The organism is Bifidobacterium felsineum, assembly GCF_002802915.1.
GTDB classification, from domain to species: Bacteria; Actinomycetota; Actinomycetes; order Actinomycetales; family Bifidobacteriaceae; genus Bifidobacterium; species Bifidobacterium felsineum.
The window spans coordinates 250,797-273,004 of the sequence record NZ_PEBJ01000002.1 but is presented as its reverse complement, the minus strand read 5'-3'; the positions used below and the strand labels follow the sequence as shown (position 1 = coordinate 273,004).

Here is a 22,208-nt window from a genome sequence, read left to right as displayed (position 1 = left end):
GTTACTGATCACTGATTTGCTTGCGACACTATAGCAAGCGATGCGGCTCCCATCACTTATTGGTGGTGGGAGCCGTATCATATATGTGAATAATCGTTTTCAAGTATCGCAGGAAAGAGCACCATGCATAATCATCCCTTTGTATCCGAAGCGCATGAAGGCAAGCCTTGGTTCGAATGGATCGTTCTGGGTGTTGTCGTTGCCGTTGCCGTCGTGGCGGGCTTCGGATACACAATGGCCGCCACGGTATTACTATCCGTGACGGCCATCACCACCGGGCTGATTCGACTGGCTATGCGCGAGAAAAGCCCGTGGAAAGTGCGATCAGTCGCGTTCGACTCCTTCATCGGCATCGCTCTGGGATTCGGTCTGCTGATCACGTACTTCAGCTTCTTCGGCCTGTTCTCCAGCGCCTTCTTCCGCTGACGCGTCAGAAGCGTCATCAAGCGGCTCCTGCTCGACGTCCCCGCCCTCGGCGGTTTCTGCGACAGCATCGGCTACAGCCTTCGGCTTTGCGGCAGTAGCCATCTGCACTACGATCATCACCAGAGCCACAATGGCGGCGGCAAGAACCGGCGCAATCCAGAAGACCCACAGCTGCTGCAGCGGATTCTGCGTCAGTCCTTCATTCACTGCAGCCAAAGCAATACCAGTGGAGCGAGCCGGATTGAGACCAGCACCGGTCACCGGATAGCTGATAGCTACGGCAATGGCATAGGCGCCACCCATTGTGAGTGCGTAACGGCCATTGAATTCATCAGCCTTGTTCATCGAAGACATCGCCGCGCCCACGACGATCAGGGAAGCAACGACCTCCACGGCAATCGCCAAAGTTACGGAGAACGTAATACCATACTGGGTAAGCAGCGTGTAAGAAACGGAACCCTGCTCAAAACCATTGACAGCAGGGGAGAGCCACACTTTGGCCGCGACCTGCTCGGAAGTAGGAAGCAGCTTGACTACGGCGAACGCAGCTGCGATGGCACCGACAACCTGGGCAATCACATACAGGATGCCCTCCACCAGCGGAGTCTTAGAAGTCAGCACCGCGGCCACGGTGACCGCCGGGTTCAGTTGTCCACCGGAAATGCGGGAGAACAGTGAAGTGATCACCGCGTAGGCCAAACCGGTGGCGAACGGGATGAATACGACATTCACACCATATACGGCGGATCCCCATGTGGAGAACGCGTAGATGGCGAAGCACAGCAGAAGGCTGCCGGCCAATTCGGCGCAGACGCGCAAGGCCAGAGGCTGTTGCTTAGTTTCTTCCATGATTTGCAATCCTTTTCATCTATTGGAAGGCGGGAGAACCCGCACAAACGGTTGCCAGTCTATCAGTAGTCCGGCCATGCGGTATTATGTAAAGGTTGGAAATAGCTGAGAATTTCAGCCACGCCAACCCGATTGTTAGATTCAGGTTGACATAACAACCTGCCCGGCCACGTTGGGAGAACGATGCCAAACGCATATTCTCGCGCTCAGAAAGCGCATGATGATTCCAATTCCATTCGTCTTCAGAAGCTTCTCGCTCAGGCGGGCTTCGGATCTCGCCGCAAGTGCGAGGACATGATCATCGAAGGTCGCGTTGAAGTAGATGGCGAACTGGTCACCGAACTCGGTTCCCGCGTGAACCCCAAAACTCAGCAGGTGCGTGTGGATGGTTCTCGTGTACGCGTGAACCCGAACCATGTGACCCTCGCACTGAACAAGCCGCGCAAGGTACTGTCCGCAATGGACGATCCGAAGGGCCGCTATACATTGCGCGATATCGTGGGAGATAAGTACGAACGCATCTTCCACATGGGCCGTTTGGATTACGATTCCGAAGGCCTTATCTTGATGACCAATGACGGCGAGCTGTCTCAGCACGTCATGCATCCGAAATACGAGGTCGAGAAGACCTATATCGCCACCGTCGAGGGCAAGCTGTCCGGCACCGTGTGCCGTCGTCTGGTGAAGACCGGCGTGCAGCTCGATGACGGCTGGATCAAGCTCGATCACTGCGCCATTATCGACGCCAACCGCGATTACACGATGGTTAAAGTCGTGCTGCATTCCGGTAAAAACCGCATTGTCCGCCGTATCTTCGGCTCGATTGGGTTCCCGGTCAAGCGACTGGTTCGCACCCAGATTGGTCCGATCAAACTTGGCGATCTGAAATCCGGTTCCTACCGTGTGCTGTCCCAGACTGAAGTGCGTTCGCTTTCCAAGGAGGTCGGTCTGTGATCCGCGTTGCCATTGACGGCCCTGCCGGTGTGGGGAAATCGTCCACATCGAAGGCATTGGCCAAATATTTCGGATACGCTTACCTCGATACAGGTGCCATGTATCGTGCCTGTGCATGGTGGTGCTTGAAGCAGGGCATCGACCTTGATGCCGAGACCGTGGATGAGCGCATCGTCACCGAAGCGGTGGGCGAGTTCTTCACCGGCGATCACTTCGATATTTCCGTGGATCCTGATGATCCACGAGTCTTCGCCGACGACGAGGATATTTCCGAGGCCATTCGCTCTTCGGAGGTCTCCTCCCATGTATCGAAGGTCTCCAATGTGATTCCCGTGCGCAATGTGCTGATTGCTGCGCAGCGCGCCTATATCGCTCGTGAGGCTTCTGCGGATTCTTTCTCCGGCGGCTTGGGCATCGTGGCCGAGGGCCGCGATATCACGACTGTCGTCGCTCCGGATGCCGAGGTGCGCGTGCTGCTGACCGCCCGCGAGGAGGTCCGTCAGGCTCGTCGCACCGGTCAAGCCGTCTCAGGCGTAGGTGCTGAAGATGTCGCCGCCCGAGATAAGGCCGATTCCAAGGTCACCAGCTTTATGACCGCGGCGGATGGCGTGACCACCGTCGACAACTCCGATATGGATTTCGAGCATACGCTTGATGTGCTCATCGGTTTGGTGGAAGACGCCATCGAGAATCAGGAATATGAACAGTACGCCGCCAATCTCGAAGGCTACGATCTCGACGAGGCGGATGAGGCACTGATTTCCGGACGCGGCTTTACCGAAGGCACGCGCAAGTCGGGCCCCAAGCCGGTAGGCGTGTTGGCTGTAGTGGGCCGCCCGAATGTGGGCAAGTCCTCCCTCGTGAACCGTATCCTCGGCCGCCGCGCCGCTGTGGTGGAGGACACCCCGGGTGTGACGCGCGACCGCGTAAGCTACGATGCCGAATGGGCCGGCACTGATTTCAAGCTTGTGGATACCGGTGGTTGGGAGGCCGATGTAGAGGGCATCGACTCCGCCATTGCCTCTCAGGCTCAGGTGGCTGTTCAGCTTGCCGACGCTGTGGTGTTCGTGGTGGATGCTCAGGTGGGCATGACCGATACCGATGAGCGTATTGTCAAGATGCTGCGCGCCGCCGGCAAGCCGGTGACGTTGGCCGTCAATAAAATCGATGACCACGCCAGCGAATATATGGCCGCTGAATTCTGGAAGCTTGGTTTGGGCGAACCGTATCCGGTTTCCGCCATGCACGGCAGAGGTGTGGGCGAACTGCTCGATGCCGCACTTGACAAGCTCAAGAAGGCAGAGAAGACCTCCGGATTCCTGACTCCTTCCAATCTGCGTCGTATCGCGCTGGTCGGCCGCCCGAATGTGGGCAAGTCCTCCCTGCTCAACCAACTGGCTCGCGAGGAGCGTTCGGTGGTCAACGATCTGGCCGGTACCACACGCGACCCCGTTGATGAAATCATCGATATCGACGGTGAGAACTGGCTGTTCATTGATACTGCAGGCATCAAGCGACGCCAGCATAAACTGACAGGCGCGGAATACTATTCCTCGCTACGCACCCAAGCCGCAATCGAGCGTTCCGAACTGGCACTGATTCTGTTCGATGCCTCCCAGCCGATTTCCGATCAGGATCTGAAAGTTATGTCCACCGCCGTGGATGCCGGCCGCGCAATCGTGCTGGTGTTCAATAAATGGGATGCGATGGACGAATTCGACAAACAGCGTTTGGAACGTTTGTGGAACACCGAGTTCGACCGCGTGACCTGGGCTCAGCGTGTGAACCTTTCCGCCAAGACAGGCTGGCACACGAATCGTCTGTCCAATGCGATGCATACCGCTCTGGAATCCTGGGACCAGCGTATCCCCACCGGCAAGCTCAACGCGTTCCTTGGTAAGATTCAGGCCGCGCATCCGCATCCATTGCGAGGTGGCAAGCAGCCGCGTATCCTGTTCGCCACGCAAGCTTCCACGCGCCCGCCACGTTTCGTAATCTTCGCCACCGGCTTCTTGGAGCACGGCTACCGCCGTTACATCGAACGCCAGCTTCGTGAGGAGTTCGGCTTCGAAGGAACGCCAATCCAGATTTCGGTAAACATTCGCGAAAAGAAGAAGCGCAAGTAGTGTTCTAGCGCGGTGTACCAGCGATGCTGCTTGCATACGCCGCTTGTATGAAGATAGGGGGCTTGCATGATGCTCGATGAGCATCATGCAAGCCCCCTACTCTATGGTGATGTTCTACTTCAGGTATTCGTCGCTATTGAAATAGCCAGCGATATCATTGCTGTCGATGATGAGCTTGGGCGCGATGGCGAGCGTGTGGTGTGCATCCTCCGTACCGCAATACACCATGTCATGTTGCAGAAGTCTGTTGTCGAAGAACATACGCACACCGTTCAGGAACAGCGGACCGACCGTGCCAACATCGTAGCCCGTATGTTCCTTGACCATCTCCGGTGATGCCAGATGAATCTGATGCAATCCCAAAACACGGCCGAGCTGCCGCCACTTCAGATGTCCCACAGCTGAAGCAACGACAGCGAACATGCCTTCCTTGGACTCAACGATGTAGGTGGCCGCAGCCTTGGTAATGTCGAATACCCTCGCCCCTGATTCCAGATTCACAATCGCAATTTCATGCTCGATAATACAGGCCTGATTGGGATGCGACTCCGCAAACTGCTTGATCTGCTCATAACTGGCCATGTCGCGTGCCTCCGTCAACCACACATCAGAGTCCGTAGCTCATGATTCCCCTGCACTTCCCGTAAGTGCGCATCTAACAATTATATAAATGCTGCAGTCTGTCTTTCCGACCTATGACCGCGCGAGCTAATCCGAGCATAAGAAAAACCACCACGGAATACCGTGATGGTTGTGGGTCGTGTAAGCGAAGGATTTAAAGCCATCTCCAAATCGGTTTCAACAGAAGGTCAAGAATACTATGCGTGATTCCTGCCGCGTCCAGAAGATCGTCCTACAGATTCTGTAATAGTGCGAGGATTTTATACTCCCAGAAATCCTTCACATGGTAGCGCCACCGTTAATCTGTTCGACAATCAACCTCGCCTGATGGTAGTTGGCGACTTTATCGGTCATGATGTTCATCTTCCTTAATCGGCGACGTGGATTCGGCCTAGTTAGTCTATACTGCTTAAGAAATGCCTAAGCTGAAAGTATGGAACAGACGAAATTTCACGGCAAGGCTCAAGTCTATGCGGAAGGAAGGCCGGGCTATCCTGCAACGGCAATCCGGTACATCGATGATGTGATACGGCATGAACTCGGCGAGACCGCTCGCGATAATGCGACAATCGCGGATATAGGAGCCGGTACCGGTAAGTTCACCAGTGCCATTGCCGGCTTGGGTGTACCTGTCCACGCCGTAGAACCAGATGCAGATATGCGTACGGAACTGGTTCAGAATATGCGCGAGTTCGCCAATGTGACTGTTCACGATGGCACAGCCGACGATACTGGGCTTCCTGCACAAAGCGTGGATGTCATCACCGTGGCCCAGGCAATGCACTGGTTCGCCCCGGACCGGTTCGCGGCCGAATGCCGGCGCATCGCGCGTGATGGACGGTATCTACTGGTATCGCTATACAACGTCACATCGTTCGACTCGGCACTGCGCGCAGATCGATACGGTGAGGATGGCGACATCATCACAGGCAGCATCCGGCACTTCAAAGACACGACAGCCGCGTTCTTCCATAATCCTGAGCTTCACGCATTCCCCAACCCGATCCATTACACACGCAAGTCCTGGCAAGCGTATATGGATTCACATTCGCACAGCCCGCTGCCGACTGACCAGGATTATTCCTCCTACAGGTTATGGGTTGATACGCTGTTCAATCAGCGTGCGATTAATGGAATTATGACCGACGATACCGTCTGCATGGTGGCCAGCGAGTTGGTGCGATTCAGCATATAGCACATTGCGGCTATAAGCTATAGGCTACGTTGGAATTCAACTTGCCATGAGTCATCTTCCCATACGACACGCTTCTGATTTTGAGAGTTCGGCAATGCATGGTAAATTGCCTGACTGTTGCTTTTGCAACATCGGACCATAGCGCAGTTTGGTAGCGCACTTGACTGGGGGTCAAGGGGTCGCGGGTTCAAATCCCGCTGGTCCGACAGATAGGTCCGGAATCAGAGTGATTCCGGACCTTTTGTTTTTCCGCATATAAGGAACGAAAAACACTGCAATCAGTAGTTCATGCTCCGTTCACCAGAATAGAACCACCTTATTGTGCGTATTACGAAGTACTGCGCACAATCACGCGATAGACTAGTGCCTTGTAGTTTTGATGAAAGGGACCTGAATGACCGAACCAACCGATGGCCTCCAGCCAAACGATGAGGAGCAAAACCTCGCCGCGAAAACTGGTGCCACCAACGCAGACAAACTCGCCATGAACACCGATGATGCAATCTTCGAGCACTCGGCCGCAAAAATGCGCGAGCATGGTATGAGCGAAACCGCCATCAACCAGTTCCATCATCTGTTCAACGTATGGCGTCATGAAGAGGCATCCAGCTGGATTCGCGAAGATGATATCGAGCCATTGGAACACGTACCAAGCTTCCATGACGTATACGAAACCATCAACCATGACAAGGCCGTGGACGCATTCTCCAAAACCGCGTTCCTGAAGCTTAACGGAGGCCTCGGCACTTCCATGGGTCTCGATTGCGCGAAGTCTTTGCTGCCTGTGCGCCGTCATAAGGCAAAACAGATGCGATTCATCGACATCATCATCGGTCAGGTGCTCACCGCTCGCGCGCGTCTGAACGTGGAACTGCCATTGACCTTCATGAACTCTTTCCGCACTTCCTCGGATACGATGAAGGTGCTCAAATACAATCGTAAGTTTGAGCAGACCGAAATCCCCATGGAAATCATCCAACATCAGGAACCTAAGCTGGTGGCCGCGACCGGAGAGCCGGTCAGCTTCCCGCAGAACCCCGAACTGGAATGGTGCCCACCGGGCCACGGCGACCTGTTCTCCACGATTTGGGAATCGGGACTGCTTGACGTACTCGAAGAGCATGGCTTCAAATATCTGTTCATCTCGAATTCAGACAACCTTGGCGCTCGTCCATCTCGAACACTCGCCCAGCATTTCGAAAACACCGGCGCACCTTTCATGGCCGAAGTCGCCACTCGTACCCCGGCCGACCGCAAAGGTGGCCATATCGTACGTGATAAGGTCACTGGACGTCTTATGCTACGCGAAATGAGCCAGGTGCATCCGGATGATAAGGCCGCTGCGCAAGACATCAAGAAGCATCCTTACTTCAACACCAATTCGATTTGGATCCGTATTGACGCGCTGAAGGCCAAGCTGGCCGAATACAATGGCGTGCTGCCGTTGCCTGTAATTCGCAATAAGAAGACCGTAGATCCCACAAACCCGGACACCGAGCAGGTAATTCAGCTTGAGACCGCTATGGGGGCCGCGATCGGCCTGTTCAATGGTGCCATCTGCGTCCAGGTCGATCGCATGCGATTCCTGCCGGTGAAGACCACCAATGATCTGTTCATCATGCGTTCCGACCGCTTCCATCTGACTGATACGTATGAAATGGAAGATGGCAACTACATCTTCCCGAACGTCGATCTTGATCCACGCTTCTATAAGAACATCCACGATTTTGACGAGCGCTTCCCCTATGCGGTTCCTTCACTGGCTGCCGCCAATTCGGTAACGATTCGAGGCGATTGGACGTTCGGTCGAGATGTGATGATGTTCGCTGATGCCAAATTGGAAGACAAGGAAGAACCCAGCTACGTGCCGAACGGCGAATACGTTGGCCCGCAGGGCATCGAACCTGACGATTGGGTGTGATTTACGCACGGAATTTAACGGCTCCCACAAAAAAGAGCCGTTAAATTTCGTGAAATGACACATATTACAGAAAAAACCCTCTAAGATAGAGGGAGCGTGAGATTAAAAACTCACACACACTTATAACGAAACAATATCTATACGTGAGGACTAATGGCAGAAGGTACAAGCGGGCGTCGGCGTTTTTCCGACAAGTGGGGTAAGCACGAGCTAGATGTACTGGCCGTGTTATCGTCTGCGTTCCCGCAATGGCTTACTTCCCGCCAAATCGCGCAGCGGGTCAAGGCATACGCCGACTCTTATGGGGAATTGGCTGATCAGGCAGCTAAAGCAGCATTCGCCAAACAGTTCCAGCGCGACCGCGCCAAGCTAGCCGCCATGGGCATCGCCATCGAATCACGGCAGCCCGAATACTCCTCTAAGTCAGAGGGACAGGATTTCGCTTCCTACCGTCTTCAGCTCGGCGATGAGCCGCGTATTCGACTGATGTTCGAACCGGAAGACATGCCTGTGTTGGCTTCTGCCAATTATTTGGCACGCTCGATGGCCATTTCCTCTGAGCCAGACCAGTCGCAGATTGCGCAACGCGCTTCCCGCACCACACCTCGCGTGCCGCAGACGCCGATTCCCGGTCTGGGTCTCGACTCCATCGCGCCTGGACTTGGAACACAGCATATTCCTGATTCTCTCGTCAAGGTTATTGATTCACGCCGTTTCGCCGCCACCATTGATGTGGATGGCGAACACCTGAATGTGGCATACACGGATTCCGACGATCTGGCCATGTATGTGCTTGAGCATCCTGGCGCCACCATTGTGAGTCCGCAGGAAGCCGTGGACGCATATCATCGTCGCCTCCATGCCGCAAGCCAGTTCGTCCTGGCAGATGAATCCGCCGGCCCGGTCAGCGCTTCCGTGGTGTCTCCATCGATTAGCCGCGATGTGAGTGAGCCCGGTGATCCGGAATCAATCAAAGCCCAGAGCAAGAAAAATGGTTCTGCATTCCAGACCGGCAGTGAGGTGGATCGCCGACTGCGTTTGATGTTGTTCCTATCCGCTCATCTTGGCGAGGAATTCTCCTTGAGTGAGCTTGCTGTTCGTTTCATCGGCAAGCCGAAGAACGATGATGAGCTGAAGAAGTTCGTCAATATCATTCACAAGGACATCAATACCCTCACCACCGTCTCCGATGATGGTGAGATGGCAGGTAGCCAGTTCTTTGACATTGACTGGCCGCTTCTGGATGCTGAAGGCATTGTCTCCGCCACGAATTCCCTGGGCTTGGAGCGTCTTGCTGGTATTTCGCCGCAGTATTTGAGCATGCTGACCGCATCCGTAAGCTATCTGGCGCATTCGCCACTATTGCCGGATAAACAGCGCGCACAGGCGGAGTCTTTGTATGAGCGTCTTCGTCGACACGTGACTCCTGGCCAGACACCGTGGCTGAGCCTGACCGGCTATGAGCTGGAACCCCGCAGCTTCTCCGTAGTCAAGCGCGCCATCAATACGGATTGTCTGCTTGACATGGAGTACACCGATAGCACAGGCCGTACACGTCGCAAGCTTGTCGCCCCTGCAAAAATCTTCATTGATGAGGGCGTTTACTACGCAGCCGTATACACTGATGTTGGATCGGCGGCTCCAAAGGAAAAGAAAGCATACGTTTCCAAAGACAAGACCATTGACAAGGCGAACGGCAAGCCCCGCACTTGGCAGGTGCTCCGTCTAGCCCGCATCGAAAAGGCTGAAATGGTCAAGCCCACCAAGCCTGTCGATGTGCCGAACATGCCGGTCAGCGAACTGCGCAAGTGGAGTTTCGATAACGGTACTGAAGCAGTGTTCATCACCGATCAGGCTGATTTGTCATTCATCAAGACGTTGCCTGGCGCCACAGTCGAACAATGCGGAGCGGGGGAGAAGGTCCATCTGACGGTTTCCTCCGATTCGTGGTTCGTGGCATTCTGCATCGCTCACGCAAGGCATATCACCGCGGTTGCCCCGGAGACCTTGCGAACGATGATTGTCGCTCGAGCCGAACGAGAGCTCAGCCTGAGTGCGGATAAGTAAGGAGTTCCTATGCCTTGGTGGATATGGCTGGTGCTGGCGTTGTTCATGCTGGCCATGATCATCGCCGGACTGGTATATGCGGGAATGCATGGTATGCGAGCCTTACGTGATTCCAGTGAGATCGGTGCACGCGTAGGCGAAAAAATCGCTGCAATGGGCCAAGCTGATGATGTTGTGCGTCCGGAGACGCCCATCACGTTCACCCAGCCATTGCGTGTGGCACAAGAACGTTATGCCGATGCCCACGCAGAGGTTATTGAGCTTCAGGCCGCCAAGCGGGAACGCCATATTCAAACTTGGAGCAGATGGAAGAAGTTCAATAGCTAAACTGGTCCATCCACGAGATAGAAAGCATCATGGCACGTCACCATCACAAGAAGGCTGAAGCATCCACGACAACGCTGAGTCCTTCACAGCGGTACGCATCATTTCAGAAGGTCAAACAGCGTCGTGCTTCGGTTGCGGCTCGATTCGCTGCCACATTACCGTTTGATTTGGATGACTTCCAGACCGAAGCCAATGAAGCTCTTGAAGCAGGTAGCAATGTGCTCGTCGCCGCTCCCACGGGTGCAGGCAAAACAGTGGTGGCGGACTTCGCCATTTATCTTGCACAGGATCGCAATGTCAAAGCATTCTATACGACACCAATCAAAGCGCTGAGCAATCAGAAATACCACGATCTCGTTGAGGTGTATGGTCCGGATAAGGTAGGCCTACTCACTGGAGACACCTCCATCAACTCCGAAGCCGACATCGTGGTGATGACCACCGAAGTGCTTCGTAATATGATTTACGAACGCTCTACAACGCTTACGGCCTTACGCTATGTGATTTTGGATGAGGTGCATTATCTTGCTGACCGGTTCCGTGGCCCGGTCTGGGAGGAAGTCATCATCCATCTCCCGAAAACGGTGAAAATCGTCGGGCTTTCCGCAACGGTGTCTAATGTGGAGGATTTCTCCAACTGGATCGCATCGGTTCGAGGCGATACCAAATTGGTGATCAGCGAGCATCGCCCGGTGCCATTGGAACAGCATGTTATCGTGCAGGCAGACGACCACACCGAACCTCAGGTGCTCGATCTCTATCGCCGTGATGGTAGCGGACAGCAAACCACGAAGTTGAATCCGGAATTAATTAATACCCTTGACCGTTTTGATCGCAAGGCGGCAAGACGCCGCGGCGAACAACGGCCGGATAAGCGTAAAGGGTTCAAAGGCAAAGGACCTAAGGGGCATACGCCCAAACCACAGCGGCATACTCCACGCCGCTGGGCGGTTGTCGATGAATTGAATTTCCTCGGCATGCTGCCGGGAATCTACTTCATCTTCTCCCGTAATGGGTGCGATCAGGCTGTGGAACAATGCATCAATGCCGGTCTGGAACTCACTACGGATGAGGAAGCCGTCAAGATTCGTCGCATCGTGGACGAGATGGTGGAGGGACAGCTCAATCAAGAGGATTTGAAAGCCCTGCACTTCTCGAAGTTCCGGTTCGCTTTGGAGGAAGGATTCGCCTCCCATCATGCCGGTATGATCGCTCTCTTCCGGCAAATCGTCGAACGGCTCTTTGAAGAGGGTTTGGTCAAGATGGTATTCGCCACCGAGACCTTGGCATTAGGCATCAATATGCCAGCCCGTTGTGTGGTGGTGGAAAAACTAGAGAAATTCAATGGTACTGGGCACGTGGCATTGACACCTGGCGAGTTCACACAGCTCACTGGGCGCGCTGGTCGTCGAGGCATCGATACCATCGGCCATGCCATCGTCGTCGATCATCAGGATTTCATACCAGCCACTGCCGCCGCACTGTCGTCCAAGCGCGTCTATCCATTGCATTCCAGTTTCCGACCGACGTTCAATATGGCCGTGAACCTGCTGAACTCCAGCGATTACGAAACGGCCCGCGTCACATTGGATCAGTCGTTTGCCCAATGGGAGGCCAATGAATCGGCATGGCAACTCGAATCGCAGATCACTACACTGAAAACCGCGCTGAAAGGCTATGAACAGGCATTCCAATGCAATCACGGTGATTTCAAAGAGTTCATGACCATTCGCACGAAACTCAGCGATATCGAGAAGGAAGGTCGCAAGAAACTCAAGCATGAGGTATTCCTTACCGATAAGGAACGTTCTGAAGCTTTCCAACGATTGGATGAAGAAATCCGCACCTTGCGCAAAGCCGAGCACGAGCATCCCTGCCGCGATTGCCCGGATCTACAGCAACACCTCAAGTGGGGGCACCGATGGGCCAGAGAGACGCGAGAGCTTGCACGCGTGCAAAACCGCTATGATTCCCGAACCGGTTCCGTGGCACGGCAGTTCGACCATATCTGCGATATCCTGTGTCAGCTCAACTATCTGGAACGTCATGAACACGAAGATGGCAGTATCGACATGACCCTTACCGACAAGGGACGATTGCTGCGTCGAATCTACAGTGAGCATGATCTCGAATTGTGTGAAGCACTGCTCGCGGGAATCTTCAAGAAACTCGATGCCAACGGATTCGCGGCGGTACTATCCTGCCTCGTGTATGAGTCGCGTCGAGGATCGCAGGGGGAGCCACGCCACTATCCAGGGGGAACTTCCGGCAAGATCGCCATCGCAGCTTCCAAGCTCAAAGGCGTCTGCGCCAATATTGATGCGTTGTGCGAAGACAATGGTCTGGAAGAAACCTCACAACCGGATTGCGGCATTGTGGACATCATGTATGAGTGGGCCGATGGCGGGTCACTGGCGGCATGCCTCTACGGGACGGATATGACCGGCGGTGATTTCGTACGCACAGCAAAACGCCTGGCCGACGTCTTGCAACAGATCGCAGTCGCCGGGCCCTTGCCGATGGATGGGGGAGAAGCATTGCAGAATATCGCACACGAAGCGGCTGATCGCGTGAATCGTGGAATCGTCTCCTACTCCGGGGTGGAATAACCAGCCAGCACACGTGCATGGGAATACCAATCAAGTCCGAACTGTTACGTACAGTAGTACGGTTACTGAAATTGCAAGGAGGATGCCAATATGGCAGAACGTAGCCTCAGGGGTATGAGCATCGGAGCGAAGTCGCTGGAATCTGATGACAACGTGGATTTCGCTGCAAGAAACGATGTGGCATACGTGTGCCCGAAGGGTCACCGTACCATCTTGCCGTTTGCTGAAGGTGCTGAGGTGCCTGATGAGTGGGAATGCCGCTGTGGTGCCGTAGCTCACCGCGAAGGCGATGAGGATCGTGAAGCTGACGAAATCAGCAAGCCGAGCCGCACTCACTGGGATATGCTGCTGGAGCGTCGTAGTGAAGAGGAATTGGCCAAGCTGCTGGAGAAGCGTCTGCAGATGCATCGCGACGGTTGGATTCCGGATTACGAGTGAGCAAGTAGCCCGTTGGATTCCAACTATACGTGGGTGAACAACACGTAAACCAATGCCCAGTCAAACCGACTGGGCATAATCATTGCTGGACCTGTCGCCGTCATCACATATTAGTGGGCGACAAACACGCTATAGAAAGAAAACAGGGGAGTACCTCACCATGGCACAGCATCCGAGGAACGTTGTTCTACTTGATCTCGATGGCACGCTGACCAAGTCCGATGGCGGTATCATCGCTTCCGTAGTTAAAACCTTTGAGGCATTGGGACGTCCGGTTCCCGATGACGCTGAGTTGAAGCGATTCATCGGACCTGCCATCATCGAATCTTTGCAGCGTAATCACGTACCGGATGATGAGCTCGACCACGCAGTGGATATTTACCGAAGCTACTACGCGGATAAAGCCGTGTTCGATGATCCGAACGAGCCCGGCAACAAAGTGCCTGGCCGCCTGGTGAATGTCGTATTCCCTGGGATTCGTGAGCAGCTGCAGAAACTACGCGAAGATGGTTACTATCTGGCATTGGCCAGCTGCAAACCCGAATACCAGTGCATTCCGATTTGTGAGCATTTCCATCTGACCGAACTGCTCGACGGCATCTATGGTGCGTCCAAAGACAACACGCGCCTCGATAAGGATCAGGTTATCCGTTACTGCTTCGATAAAATCGGTTTTGACGCGGCACAAGGGGATAAGGCCGTCATGATTGGCGACCGTTACACCGATATCGATGGTGCCCGTGCTTGCGGACTGGATACCATTGGATGTCGTTGGGGATATGCTCCGGAAGGTGAAATGGAAGAACACGGCGTCTACGAAATCATCGAAACCACCGATCAGCTTGAAGACGCCGTGAATCGTTACTTCGCTTCGCACTGATTGGTATATAGCATCTGACGCTGAGGGGTCAGGTATGGTATGTTCGGGATCGCTCTGGGCTGAGCCGTATTACGGACAGTCCAGTGAACTGTCCGTAGGCGAAGTGAGCGGCTATGCTGCGAGGAATGCGTGAAGCGCATTGGCCAAGCTTTATGCCCGAACATACCATACCTGACCCCTCAGCTGCTTGTGTCCTATCACTGCATTGGGCGAGATGACGAATATCTAAAAACACATCACAGATTATCGAGATCAAAGGGGCAGTCCCCATATACACCGGTAAGGAGATGAAGCGAAACAATCTGACATAACGTACATTATCGGCTATTTTTCTGTAGGCTTGTCGTGATGGACAGCGAGGCCTAGTTGCCGGTCCATCTCAGTTTCCATCGCGTTGTGCGCCTGAACATACATCACCAGAATTTCAAGCATTACCAGGACGATGATGATGATTGCCGCTATGAACGCATTCATCTCATAGAATTCGCGTACATCGATATCCATCTGGTCAGCGGTCAACGCATATACCGGGAAAGGTACAATTGCCATCACAAACGAGACCACATGCAACATCACCATATTCCAACTCACTGGGAATACTGGTGGACGTTTGCTGCGTGGAGTCAACACATGACCGCGTATCACAGTCAGACCAATGATGTTGACCGCAAGTACCGCTGCAATAATCCATAGCAATGCCGGCAAAAGTTCGACGAACATCGTCATATCAATCTCCGTATTGTTGAGTTCCAGTCAGTAATATTCAGCGATGATGTGTGAATAACAAAAAGACGATTTGCCGATTAGCATCAACAAATCGTCCCAGGGGTCTAGTCTCAAGCCATTTCACGCTGCAGTCGTCGAGCCTCGAGCTTTTTGCGCATGCGCATGGCAGTCAGCTCGTCGATTGGCCGATTGGCGCTTATTTTCATTGGTTGTGCTTCCAAGTCAACGTAATCCTCGTGTTCCAAGGCCGCTTCAATCTGGTGCCATAATGAGCCGACCGAGACGGCGAACACCGCCTTGCCGCTCTGCAGCAGCTCGAGCATTTGCTCGCTGGTGGTGCACTCATGCACATGCTGGCCGTCGCACATGATGGTGACATGAGCCAACTGTTCAACGCTTCGTTGAGTCAGAAAACCAATGGCTGCAGTGACATTCTGCAGATTCACGCCGGCATCCAGCAATCGTTTGGACACGGCGAGAATCACCACATCCTTGAACGAATATAGTCGGCGTGAACCAGAACCGTGCGATGGGGTTATCGAAGGCTCGACAATCTGCTTACGTGCCCAGTAGTCGAGCTGCCGATAAGTAATGCCAGCCACTTTGGAGGCCACAGTGCCGCGGTAGCCGCGCTTGGCCTCCTGCTCATCAGCATTGGAGAACAACTCCCCCTGAATCGCTTCATCGTTCAAACTATCACGCTCCTCGAGCGGAATATGAAGATGCAGACCCGTTGCTCCCATCACACACTCCTTCACCCACACTGGCGAGTAACCGCATGATTTGCAATTCCTCAAACCAGTGTAAGGCGTGCAGAGTCAAAAACTATTGAGAGATAACGGCGGATTTGGTAAAGAAGACGAGACGGAACTTGCCGATCATGATTTCGTCACCGTTCTTCAGCACCGCCTGATCGACTCGCTGACGGTTCACATAGGTGCCATTCAGGCTTCCCGCATCAATGACCGAGAACTGTCCATTGACTCGGCGGAACACCGCATGCTGACGAGACACGGTGGAATCGTCAAGGAGAATATCGGCGCGAGGATCGCGACCTACGGTGATCTCATCCTCATCAAGCAGGTAACGGGAACCGGAAACCGCTCCTCTGGTGGAAATCAGCAGAGCCGTACCATCAGACAGACGGGTAATGGTATCCAAATCCTCCTGGGTCAGCGGACGATCGCCGGTGGAGGTAACGGGCAACACATTAATAGCAGGCAGACCAATGATGGTGGTTTCGCCTGCGCTTGGAATCGGATCAGTCATAACTCCTCATTCTACCGTCTTTGCATACTTATTTTGCGTAGCTTCACGCACTTCGTCAATGATGATGTTGTCCGAAGACTGTACATCGACAGTAGCACCATATTTGACTTGAAGTTGAGCGCCGACTCCGCCTGCGATATCGACCGCGTTGGATAGTTCCTGTGGATTGCCAATCGCCTTGACGGTATACGGCGGTTCAATAGTGATTCCATCGCAGACCAGCCCGCCGTCAGCATCCTGAATATAGGTCGAAGCAACCACACGGACTGTATTCACAGCCATGACCTCCGCTCCGGCGTTGCGCAGCTCCTCGATTAAATTGAACATAATCGAAGCGTCGACTTTAGCGGAAGTTCCTTTGCTGATGGTGACGGTCACTCCCCTGCCGCGTGCCGCCAATCTACCGGAAATCAGCCCGCTGGTCTCCTCATTCTGTTTCGCGATCTTGCGTGCCTGCTCCTGCTCGTTGGCAGCGGATTTCAATGAATTGAGCTGGCTGGAAAGCTGGCTTTTACGCTGTTCAAGATTGGAAATCTGCGTGTTCGACTCATTGAGCAGACGAACCAGTTCGTTTTCGTCCAATGTCTCATATGTCGATTTGGTGTTGTTGATCTGACTCATATAGGCGAAGCCCAGCAACGCGCACATGAACATGACCAGAATGGAGGATATGAGGCGAGAACGATTGGTATGGCGGTTCAAATCCCTGCGTGGTTTTTTGCGCACTTTAGGGAACGAACCGGTTTCCATCCGGTCGTTGACTTTATCTTGGGCATGCTGGTTATGAAGCTTCTCCAGCATGTTGTCTGATCGGGATCTATGTGCCATGGGTCAGCCTCTGAAGATAAATCGTCTGATGGCGGACACGTTGGAGAAGATTCGAATGCCGAGCACCACAATGACTGCGGTCTGCAACTGGGATCCCACACCAAGCTGATTGCCGAGGAACACGAGCAACGTTGCGGTGATTACATTAGCCAGGAAGGAGATGACGAACACTCGGTCGGAGAAGCTGCGTTCGAAATAAGCTCGTGCGGCGCCGAGCAGGGCATCAAGAGCGGCGACCACCATAATCGGCAAATAGGGCTGCACAACAACGGGGATGTCCGGGCGCACAAACACGCCGACAACAACTCCGATAATCAGACCTAGAACCGCTGCCATTACTCATTCCTCTCTGCATACTGGATATCACCAGCTACTGCTGCTTCAAGTGTAATCGAATTCGATGTACTTACCTGAGGGTAGATACCGGCTTTTTTGAATGAATCGTAAAGGCTTGCAAGTTTTTTGCTGCCCATCTGCTCCGCAAGCACATTTTTATCGCCAATGGCCTCAATGGTGTATGGGCTTTCGATGGCGGTCATGCCAATGAGAATATGCCCGCCGGCCTTGCGAATGGAGGTTTGCGCACCAATGCGATTGCCGTTGATGGCGATGGCCTCTGCACCGTTGCTGAACATCAGAGATACAAGCTGCTGCAAATCCAAATCAGTGACGATACGAATGTTGCTGCTGGTACCTACGCGGGTAGAGGTGGACTGATCGGATTGACTTGCGGCAATCGGATCGGCCAATGTCATGGTGATTCCCGGGCCTGTTACCCTCACAGTGCCGTTGACCAATTCATCCTGAATCAAGGTATCGCTTTTCACATTGCCGGAAATTTTCTTCGACTGGTCATCGACCTGGGTCTTTAATGCGTTGACGTCATCTGTAAGTTGCGTAATCGTATCGTTTCGGTCCTCCAGCTGACCAATCAGGGTCTGCCTGACCTGCTTGCGGGGATCGGACTGCAACTGCTGGACGAATAGGCTGCCGGCAAAACCGACGCCTACACAGATGAGGAACACGACAATGCGGTTGAACCATATTGATACCGCAGAACGATGCTCATGAACCAATCTGGAATCCGAGAACATCGGGTCCATCGGACGATTGACCAAATCATCGATGAGGCGTAGGGAATCATCATCGGTTTTACGTCGACGCCGGACTCGGATGGCGGCATCATCGGTTGCGGCAAGCGCATGATGGGAGTCTATGCCACGTATGGAATGGGAGAAAATGGCGCGACGATGCACCGGCGTATTCTCCTGCGGTACAGGGAAAGAGACCGGTGCAACGGAATCATGCGCCATACTTCTCCCCCAGTTCCTTGCGCAGTAAGGTTACTCCCTGACGGGTATAGATATATCCGGCGAGCCAATACATTGCGATTCCCCAGACACCAGCCGCAAGAGCCGCCAGATACAGTGTGTGGAAGAATGCGCTGGTGCCCAAGTCAGCTACGATCAACGCAACGATGGAGATCATCAGCAAGGCAGTGCCTGCTTTTCCAACGAAATGCACCGGTAACGGCCCATACCCATATTGGGCGAGCCACAGCACCTGGATCGCCATCCATAGGTCGCGCAGGCCAACGACGATAAGCATCCACATAGGAATGATGCCCGCAAGTCCGAGGGCGAGAATCGAACAGATAATCAGCAGCCTATCGGCCAGAGGATCAAGAATCTGGCCGATCTTGCTGACCTGGTTGAATTTGCGTGCGATAATGCCGTCGACTCCATCAGATGCCGATGAAATAGCAATCAATGACAATGCCGCAATCATCTGATGGTGTGAGATCAATGCGGTGATGAACGGAATCGAAATGATTCTTAGCGCACTGATCAAATTCGGAATCGTGAAGTAGATATCACGAGCTTCCGGACTGTATTTCGTATCAACAGGCTGATGGGTCATAACGGCTTAATAGTTTAAATACGGGAGGCTTGCAGTGCGGTAACAATGATGCCTCGTGCGCCAACTTCATACAAATCATCCATAAGCTGGTTGACTTTAGCCTTGGGCACCATGACTCGGACGGCATTCCACTGCTTGTCATGCAGCGGGGAAATCGTCGGGCTTTCGAATCCCGGGGTCACAGCCACGGCGGCAGCGACCTTGCTGACTGGAATGTCGTAGTCCATCAGCACGTACTGGTGTGCGGTGAGCACGCCCTTAAGACGGCGGGACAGCACAGCCAGACGCGGATCATCCTTGTCCAGACGCGGGGAGCGAATCAAGCAGGCCTCGGAATGCATCAGCGGCTCGGAGAACACACGCAGACCGGCGTTGCGCAGCGTGGTACCAGTGGAGACCACATCGGCGATAAGATCGGCGACACCCAGCTGCACGGAAGATTCCACAGCACCATCCAAATGAATGGTTTCCGCTTCGACACCATGCTCTACCAGGTAGTCATGAACGAGCTTGTCGAACGTGGTGCCCACTCGCTTGCCTTGAATGTCCTCAAGCGTGGAAATCGGGGACTCGTTCGGGGCGGCGAAACGGAAGGTCGAAGCTCCGAAGCCGAGCGGCAGATGCTCGAGGGCGGCAGTGCCGGAGTTCTTCAGCAGATCCTCTCCGGTGATGCCGACATCGATGGCACCGCGTCCCACATACACCGCGATATCGAGCGGACGCAGGTAGAACAACTCAATGTCGTTGTCGGGATCCTGAACCACGAGCTGGCGAGTGTTCGTGCGCAGACGGTAGCCTGCCTCGGCAAGCATGTTCCATGCCGGCTCGGACAGCATTCCCTTGTTGGGTACGGCGATTCTCAGCATGATGTCTCCTCTCCCCTATCGGGAGTTGGTTATTGGCTATTGATAAGTATTGAGCGAATCAGCCCAAATATTGAGTAGGCCCGGGCCACTCGGCACCGGGCCTTACAAGAATCACAGGTGCTTGTATACATCCTCAAGAGTGAGGCCATGCTTGATCATCATGACCTGCACGTGGTAAATGAGCTGGCTCATTTCTTCGGCGGTACGGTCAGCGCCTTCGTATTCAGCGGCCATCCAAGTCTCACCGGCCTCTTCGATGATCTTCTTACCGATGAAATGGGTGCCCTTATCGAGCTCATCAACGGTCAAAGAGCCTTCCGGACGGGTCTTGGCCTTCTCGGAAAGTTCGGCGAACAGGGATTCAAACGTCTTCATTATGTTTTCCTTATATGTGGAAGCCCTGCTAGGGGCATTCATTATGACTGATTTCAGTCCTTATAAGCGGCTTCGGCCTTGGCGCGAATATCGTCGATGGCCTGTGCCGGGCTTTCGGCACCGTATACGGCGGAACCTGCCACAAGCACATCGGCACCGGCTTCGGCAACGATGTGAGCAGTCTTGGGGCTCACGCCGCCGTCAACCTGGATACGGGTCTTCAGCCCGCGGCGGGTGATCTCGTCACGCAGACGGCGGACCTTGGCCATTTGGTTGTCCAGGAACTTCTGGCCACCGAAACCGGGCTCGACGGTCATGACGAGAATCATATCGAATTCGTCGAGGATGTCGAAAATCGGTTCGACCGGTTCAGCCGGACGAACAGCGAAGCAGGCCTTGCAGCCCATGTCACGCAGCTGACGGGCCAAGCGCACCGGAGCGTGGGTGGCACCCATATGGAAAGACACGGACGCGGCACCGAGCTTCGCATACTCGGGGGCCCAACGATCAGGGTCCTCGATCATCAGATGCACGTCAACCGGCAGGTCGGTGACCTGGCAGATACGGCCGACGATTGGTTCGCCAAGGGTCAGGTTCGGCACGAAATGATGATCCATGACGTCAACGTGAACCAGGTCAGCGTTGGAGATGGCCTTGAGATCACGCTCAAGGTTGCAGAAATCGGCGGACAGAATGCTAGGTGCGATTGCGATCTTGCTCATGGTTCCTTACCTTATCTTTGCAATGGGACTAGGCTTTACTATTTTTCCACGTTTTACTGGTTATTTGCGCTTGTTTTGAGCATCCCGCTCTTCTTGGATACGCTGGCGCTCGAGTTCATCGGCGGTGACCGCGGCGAGTCGCTGCGCCTGAGCCTTGGAATCCGGCCCGTATTGGTACAGCACCACAAAGAGAACACATCCGATGATGAATACGATAATGGCTGTCCACACGTTGGTCCTGAGGCCCAGGATTACCGTCGAGTAGTTGATGCGCACGTTCTCGATCCAAGTACGACCGAGTCCATACCACATCAGATACATGGCGAACTGTTGGCCGGCCTTGAGACGGTCGTACAGTTTGGAGCCGATGTAGATGATGAGCGCTGCCCCGATAAGGTTCCAAATCATTTCATAAAGGAATGTGGGATGGAACAAGGTGGTCTTATAATCCGGGCATTGCGATCCGTTGTAGCAAATTTCGGATTTGCCAATGGCCTCGGCATCGTTGAGCTTCAAACCCCACGGCAGATTTGTGGGCCATCCGTACAGCTCCTGGTTGAACCAGTTGCCAAGACGACCAATGGCCTGGGCGACGGGCAAGGCCGGCGCGATGGCATCGGCAAAAATGGCAAACGGATAATGCTTGTGCCTGCACCACAGGAATGCGACCAGAGTACCCACGGAGATACCACCGAAGATGGCCATACCGCCTTCCCACACCTTGACAAGGTTAATGAGCTGACCAGTTGGAGGGAAGTAATCGTATGGCGTAGTAATGCAGTGGTAGAGGCGTGCACCCACCAATGCACAGGGCACAGTGACCAATGTGGTATCGAGAATCTGATCGAAGGTACCACCGTAGCGCTTCCACCGTTTGGTGAGAATCCATACCGCGACACAGACGCCAATCAGGATGCAGATGGCATACATGTGGATGGTTACCGGGCCAATTTTGAACTGCGAAAAGGTCGGTGATGGTATATAAGCCAGATTCATAATGCCTCGTGTTGTGCCGTATTCATGCTCGTTATTCGTACTTGCCGAGTCACTACCCTACTGCGTCATGGACGCAACAAGGTAGTGACTCGC

Annotated in this window: 23 protein-coding genes and 1 tRNA gene; 11 read left to right on the top strand and 13 right to left on the bottom strand. The window is 53.9% G+C overall.

Features of this window, described 5'->3' with window-relative positions:
• Positions 1-123 precede the first annotated feature (123 nt).
• Positions 124-426 (top strand): DUF3017 domain-containing protein, encoded by a 303-nt coding sequence (locus tag CSQ86_RS04775; protein WP_100493974.1) that lies wholly within the window; start codon positions 124-126, stop codon positions 424-426.
• Here the strand turns inward: CSQ86_RS04775 and CSQ86_RS04770 are convergent.
• Positions 325-1,275, bottom strand: coding sequence for an MIP/aquaporin family protein (locus tag CSQ86_RS04770; protein WP_100493973.1), 951 nt, complete (start codon positions 1,273-1,275; stop codon positions 325-327). The genes CSQ86_RS04775 and CSQ86_RS04770 overlap by 102 nt on opposite strands.
• A gap of 183 nt (positions 1,276-1,458) precedes the next feature.
• On the opposite strand from CSQ86_RS04770, the gene CSQ86_RS04765 reads away from it, so the two are divergent.
• Positions 1,459-2,229 carry a pseudouridine synthase gene (locus CSQ86_RS04765; RefSeq protein ID WP_100493972.1) on the top strand — a complete coding sequence of 257 codons (771 nt, stop codon included), beginning with the start codon at positions 1,459-1,461 and terminating at the stop codon, positions 2,227-2,229.
• Positions 2,226-4,355, top strand: a complete 2,130-nt coding sequence (gene der, locus CSQ86_RS04760; protein WP_100493971.1) for a bifunctional cytidylate kinase/GTPase Der — start codon at positions 2,226-2,228, stop codon at positions 4,353-4,355. Before CSQ86_RS04765 ends, der begins: the two co-directional genes overlap by 4 nt.
• 114 nt (positions 4,356-4,469) lie before the next feature.
• Here der and CSQ86_RS04755 read toward each other — a convergent pair whose 3' ends face one another.
• Positions 4,470-4,937: an aminoacyl-tRNA deacylase gene (locus CSQ86_RS04755; RefSeq protein WP_100493970.1), complete on the bottom strand. Its 468-nt coding sequence runs from the start codon at positions 4,935-4,937 to the stop codon at positions 4,470-4,472.
• 472 nt (positions 4,938-5,409) lie between these two features.
• On the opposite strand from CSQ86_RS04755, the gene CSQ86_RS04750 reads away from it, so the two are divergent.
• From CSQ86_RS04750 to CSQ86_RS04715, 8 genes are all read left to right on the top strand, one after another.
• Positions 5,410-6,171 carry a class I SAM-dependent methyltransferase gene (locus CSQ86_RS04750; protein WP_100493969.1) on the top strand — a complete coding sequence of 254 codons (762 nt, stop codon included), beginning with the start codon at positions 5,410-5,412 and terminating at the stop codon, positions 6,169-6,171.
• Between the two features lie 132 nt (positions 6,172-6,303).
• Positions 6,304-6,377: transfer RNA gene (locus CSQ86_RS04745), tRNA-Pro, on the top strand.
• 278 nt (positions 6,378-6,655) lie between these two features.
• Positions 6,656-8,092 carry a UTP--glucose-1-phosphate uridylyltransferase gene (locus CSQ86_RS04740; protein ID WP_100494265.1) on the top strand — a complete coding sequence of 479 codons (1,437 nt, stop codon included), beginning with the start codon at positions 6,656-6,658 and terminating at the stop codon, positions 8,090-8,092.
• A 153-nt stretch (positions 8,093-8,245) separates the two neighbouring features.
• Positions 8,246-10,159, top strand: coding sequence for a helix-turn-helix transcriptional regulator (locus CSQ86_RS04735; protein ID WP_100493968.1), 1,914 nt, complete (start codon positions 8,246-8,248; stop codon positions 10,157-10,159).
• Between the two features lie 9 nt (positions 10,160-10,168).
• Positions 10,169-10,486, top strand: a complete 318-nt coding sequence (locus tag CSQ86_RS04730; RefSeq protein ID WP_100493967.1) for a hypothetical protein — start codon at positions 10,169-10,171, stop codon at positions 10,484-10,486.
• Between the two features lie 29 nt (positions 10,487-10,515).
• Complete coding sequence (locus CSQ86_RS04725) at positions 10,516-13,095, top strand: DEAD/DEAH box helicase (protein ID WP_100493966.1); 2,580 nt, start codon at positions 10,516-10,518, stop codon at positions 13,093-13,095.
• A 90-nt stretch (positions 13,096-13,185) separates the two neighbouring features.
• On the top strand, positions 13,186-13,533 hold the full coding sequence (locus tag CSQ86_RS04720) for an RNA polymerase-binding protein RbpA (RefSeq protein WP_100493965.1): 348 nt from the start codon (positions 13,186-13,188) through the stop codon (positions 13,531-13,533).
• A 160-nt stretch (positions 13,534-13,693) separates the two neighbouring features.
• The gene (locus CSQ86_RS04715) at positions 13,694-14,413 is read left to right on the top strand and encodes an HAD hydrolase-like protein (RefSeq protein ID WP_100493964.1); all 720 of its coding nucleotides are present in this window, start codon (positions 13,694-13,696) and stop codon (positions 14,411-14,413) included.
• A gap of 324 nt (positions 14,414-14,737) precedes the next feature.
• Here CSQ86_RS04715 and CSQ86_RS04710 read toward each other — a convergent pair whose 3' ends face one another.
• The 11 genes from CSQ86_RS04710 to lgt form a co-directional block, all read right to left on the bottom strand.
• Positions 14,738-15,139: a hypothetical protein gene (locus CSQ86_RS04710; RefSeq protein ID WP_100493963.1), complete on the bottom strand. Its 402-nt coding sequence runs from the start codon at positions 15,137-15,139 to the stop codon at positions 14,738-14,740.
• Between the two features lie 110 nt (positions 15,140-15,249).
• Complete coding sequence (locus tag CSQ86_RS04705) at positions 15,250-15,882, bottom strand: MerR family transcriptional regulator (RefSeq protein WP_100493962.1); 633 nt, start codon at positions 15,880-15,882, stop codon at positions 15,250-15,252.
• Positions 15,883-15,964: 82 nt separating this feature from the next.
• On the bottom strand, positions 15,965-16,408 hold the full coding sequence (locus CSQ86_RS04700; protein WP_100493961.1) for an FHA domain-containing protein: 444 nt from the start codon (positions 16,406-16,408) through the stop codon (positions 15,965-15,967).
• 6 nt (positions 16,409-16,414) lie between these two features.
• A complete protein-coding gene (locus CSQ86_RS04695; protein WP_100493960.1) occupies positions 16,415-17,236 on the bottom strand; it encodes a DUF881 domain-containing protein in 822 nt (273 codons plus the stop codon).
• A 3-nt stretch (positions 17,237-17,239) separates the two neighbouring features.
• The gene (locus tag CSQ86_RS04690) at positions 17,240-17,572 is read right to left on the bottom strand and encodes a small basic family protein (RefSeq protein ID WP_100493959.1); all 333 of its coding nucleotides are present in this window, start codon (positions 17,570-17,572) and stop codon (positions 17,240-17,242) included.
• Complete coding sequence (locus CSQ86_RS04685; protein ID WP_100493958.1) at positions 17,572-18,549, bottom strand: DUF881 domain-containing protein; 978 nt, start codon at positions 18,547-18,549, stop codon at positions 17,572-17,574. The genes CSQ86_RS04690 and CSQ86_RS04685 overlap by 1 nt, the downstream gene beginning before the upstream one ends.
• Positions 18,539-19,156, bottom strand: coding sequence for a CDP-alcohol phosphatidyltransferase family protein (locus CSQ86_RS04680; protein ID WP_100493957.1), 618 nt, complete (start codon positions 19,154-19,156; stop codon positions 18,539-18,541). Before CSQ86_RS04680 ends, CSQ86_RS04685 begins: the two co-directional genes overlap by 11 nt.
• A 14-nt stretch (positions 19,157-19,170) precedes the next feature.
• Positions 19,171-20,022 (bottom strand): ATP phosphoribosyltransferase, encoded by an 852-nt coding sequence (gene hisG, locus CSQ86_RS04675; RefSeq protein WP_100493956.1) that lies wholly within the window; start codon positions 20,020-20,022, stop codon positions 19,171-19,173.
• A gap of 111 nt (positions 20,023-20,133) precedes the next feature.
• A complete protein-coding gene (locus CSQ86_RS04670) occupies positions 20,134-20,397 on the bottom strand; it encodes a phosphoribosyl-ATP diphosphatase (protein WP_100493955.1) in 264 nt (87 codons plus the stop codon).
• A gap of 53 nt (positions 20,398-20,450) precedes the next feature.
• On the bottom strand, positions 20,451-21,119 hold the full coding sequence (rpe, locus tag CSQ86_RS04665) for a ribulose-phosphate 3-epimerase (protein ID WP_033891136.1): 669 nt from the start codon (positions 21,117-21,119) through the stop codon (positions 20,451-20,453).
• Between the two features lie 60 nt (positions 21,120-21,179).
• Positions 21,180-22,115 (bottom strand): prolipoprotein diacylglyceryl transferase, encoded by a 936-nt coding sequence (lgt, locus tag CSQ86_RS04660; RefSeq protein ID WP_100493954.1) that lies wholly within the window; start codon positions 22,113-22,115, stop codon positions 21,180-21,182.
• Between the last annotated feature and the right edge of the window lie 93 nt (positions 22,116-22,208).

Bases quoted from the DNA above. Each gene is read 5' to 3' on its own strand.
- CSQ86_RS04775 (WP_100493974.1), top strand. From the start codon at position 124: ATGCATAATCATCCCTTTGTATCCGAAGCGCATGAAGGCAAGCCTTGG.
- CSQ86_RS04770 (WP_100493973.1), bottom strand. From the start codon at position 1,275: ATGGAAGAAACTAAGCAACAGCCTCTGGCCTTGCGCGTCTGCGCCGAA.
- CSQ86_RS04765 (WP_100493972.1), top strand. From the start codon at position 1,459: ATGCCAAACGCATATTCTCGCGCTCAGAAAGCGCATGATGATTCCAAT.
- CSQ86_RS04755 (WP_100493970.1), bottom strand. From the start codon at position 4,937: ATGGCCAGTTATGAGCAGATCAAGCAGTTTGCGGAGTCGCATCCCAAT.
- CSQ86_RS04750 (WP_100493969.1), top strand. From the start codon at position 5,410: ATGGAACAGACGAAATTTCACGGCAAGGCTCAAGTCTATGCGGAAGGA.
- CSQ86_RS04740 (WP_100494265.1), top strand. From the start codon at position 6,656: ATGAACACCGATGATGCAATCTTCGAGCACTCGGCCGCAAAAATGCGC.
- CSQ86_RS04735 (WP_100493968.1), top strand. From the start codon at position 8,246: ATGGCAGAAGGTACAAGCGGGCGTCGGCGTTTTTCCGACAAGTGGGGT.
- CSQ86_RS04730 (WP_100493967.1), top strand. From the start codon at position 10,169: ATGCCTTGGTGGATATGGCTGGTGCTGGCGTTGTTCATGCTGGCCATG.
- CSQ86_RS04725 (WP_100493966.1), top strand. From the start codon at position 10,516: ATGGCACGTCACCATCACAAGAAGGCTGAAGCATCCACGACAACGCTG.
- CSQ86_RS04720 (WP_100493965.1), top strand. From the start codon at position 13,186: ATGGCAGAACGTAGCCTCAGGGGTATGAGCATCGGAGCGAAGTCGCTG.
- CSQ86_RS04715 (WP_100493964.1), top strand. From the start codon at position 13,694: ATGGCACAGCATCCGAGGAACGTTGTTCTACTTGATCTCGATGGCACG.
- CSQ86_RS04710 (WP_100493963.1), bottom strand. From the start codon at position 15,139: ATGACGATGTTCGTCGAACTTTTGCCGGCATTGCTATGGATTATTGCA.
- CSQ86_RS04705 (WP_100493962.1), bottom strand. From the start codon at position 15,882: ATGGGAGCAACGGGTCTGCATCTTCATATTCCGCTCGAGGAGCGTGAT.
- CSQ86_RS04700 (WP_100493961.1), bottom strand. From the start codon at position 16,408: ATGACTGATCCGATTCCAAGCGCAGGCGAAACCACCATCATTGGTCTG.
- CSQ86_RS04695 (WP_100493960.1), bottom strand. From the start codon at position 17,236: ATGGCACATAGATCCCGATCAGACAACATGCTGGAGAAGCTTCATAAC.
- CSQ86_RS04690 (WP_100493959.1), bottom strand. From the start codon at position 17,572: ATGGCAGCGGTTCTAGGTCTGATTATCGGAGTTGTTGTCGGCGTGTTT.
- CSQ86_RS04685 (WP_100493958.1), bottom strand. From the start codon at position 18,549: ATGGCGCATGATTCCGTTGCACCGGTCTCTTTCCCTGTACCGCAGGAG.
- CSQ86_RS04680 (WP_100493957.1), bottom strand. From the start codon at position 19,156: ATGACCCATCAGCCTGTTGATACGAAATACAGTCCGGAAGCTCGTGAT.
- hisG (WP_100493956.1), bottom strand. From the start codon at position 20,022: ATGCTGAGAATCGCCGTACCCAACAAGGGAATGCTGTCCGAGCCGGCA.
- CSQ86_RS04670 (WP_100493955.1), bottom strand. From the start codon at position 20,397: ATGAAGACGTTTGAATCCCTGTTCGCCGAACTTTCCGAGAAGGCCAAG.
- rpe (WP_033891136.1), bottom strand. From the start codon at position 21,119: ATGAGCAAGATCGCAATCGCACCTAGCATTCTGTCCGCCGATTTCTGC.
- lgt (WP_100493954.1), bottom strand. From the start codon at position 22,115: ATGAATCTGGCTTATATACCATCACCGACCTTTTCGCAGTTCAAAATT.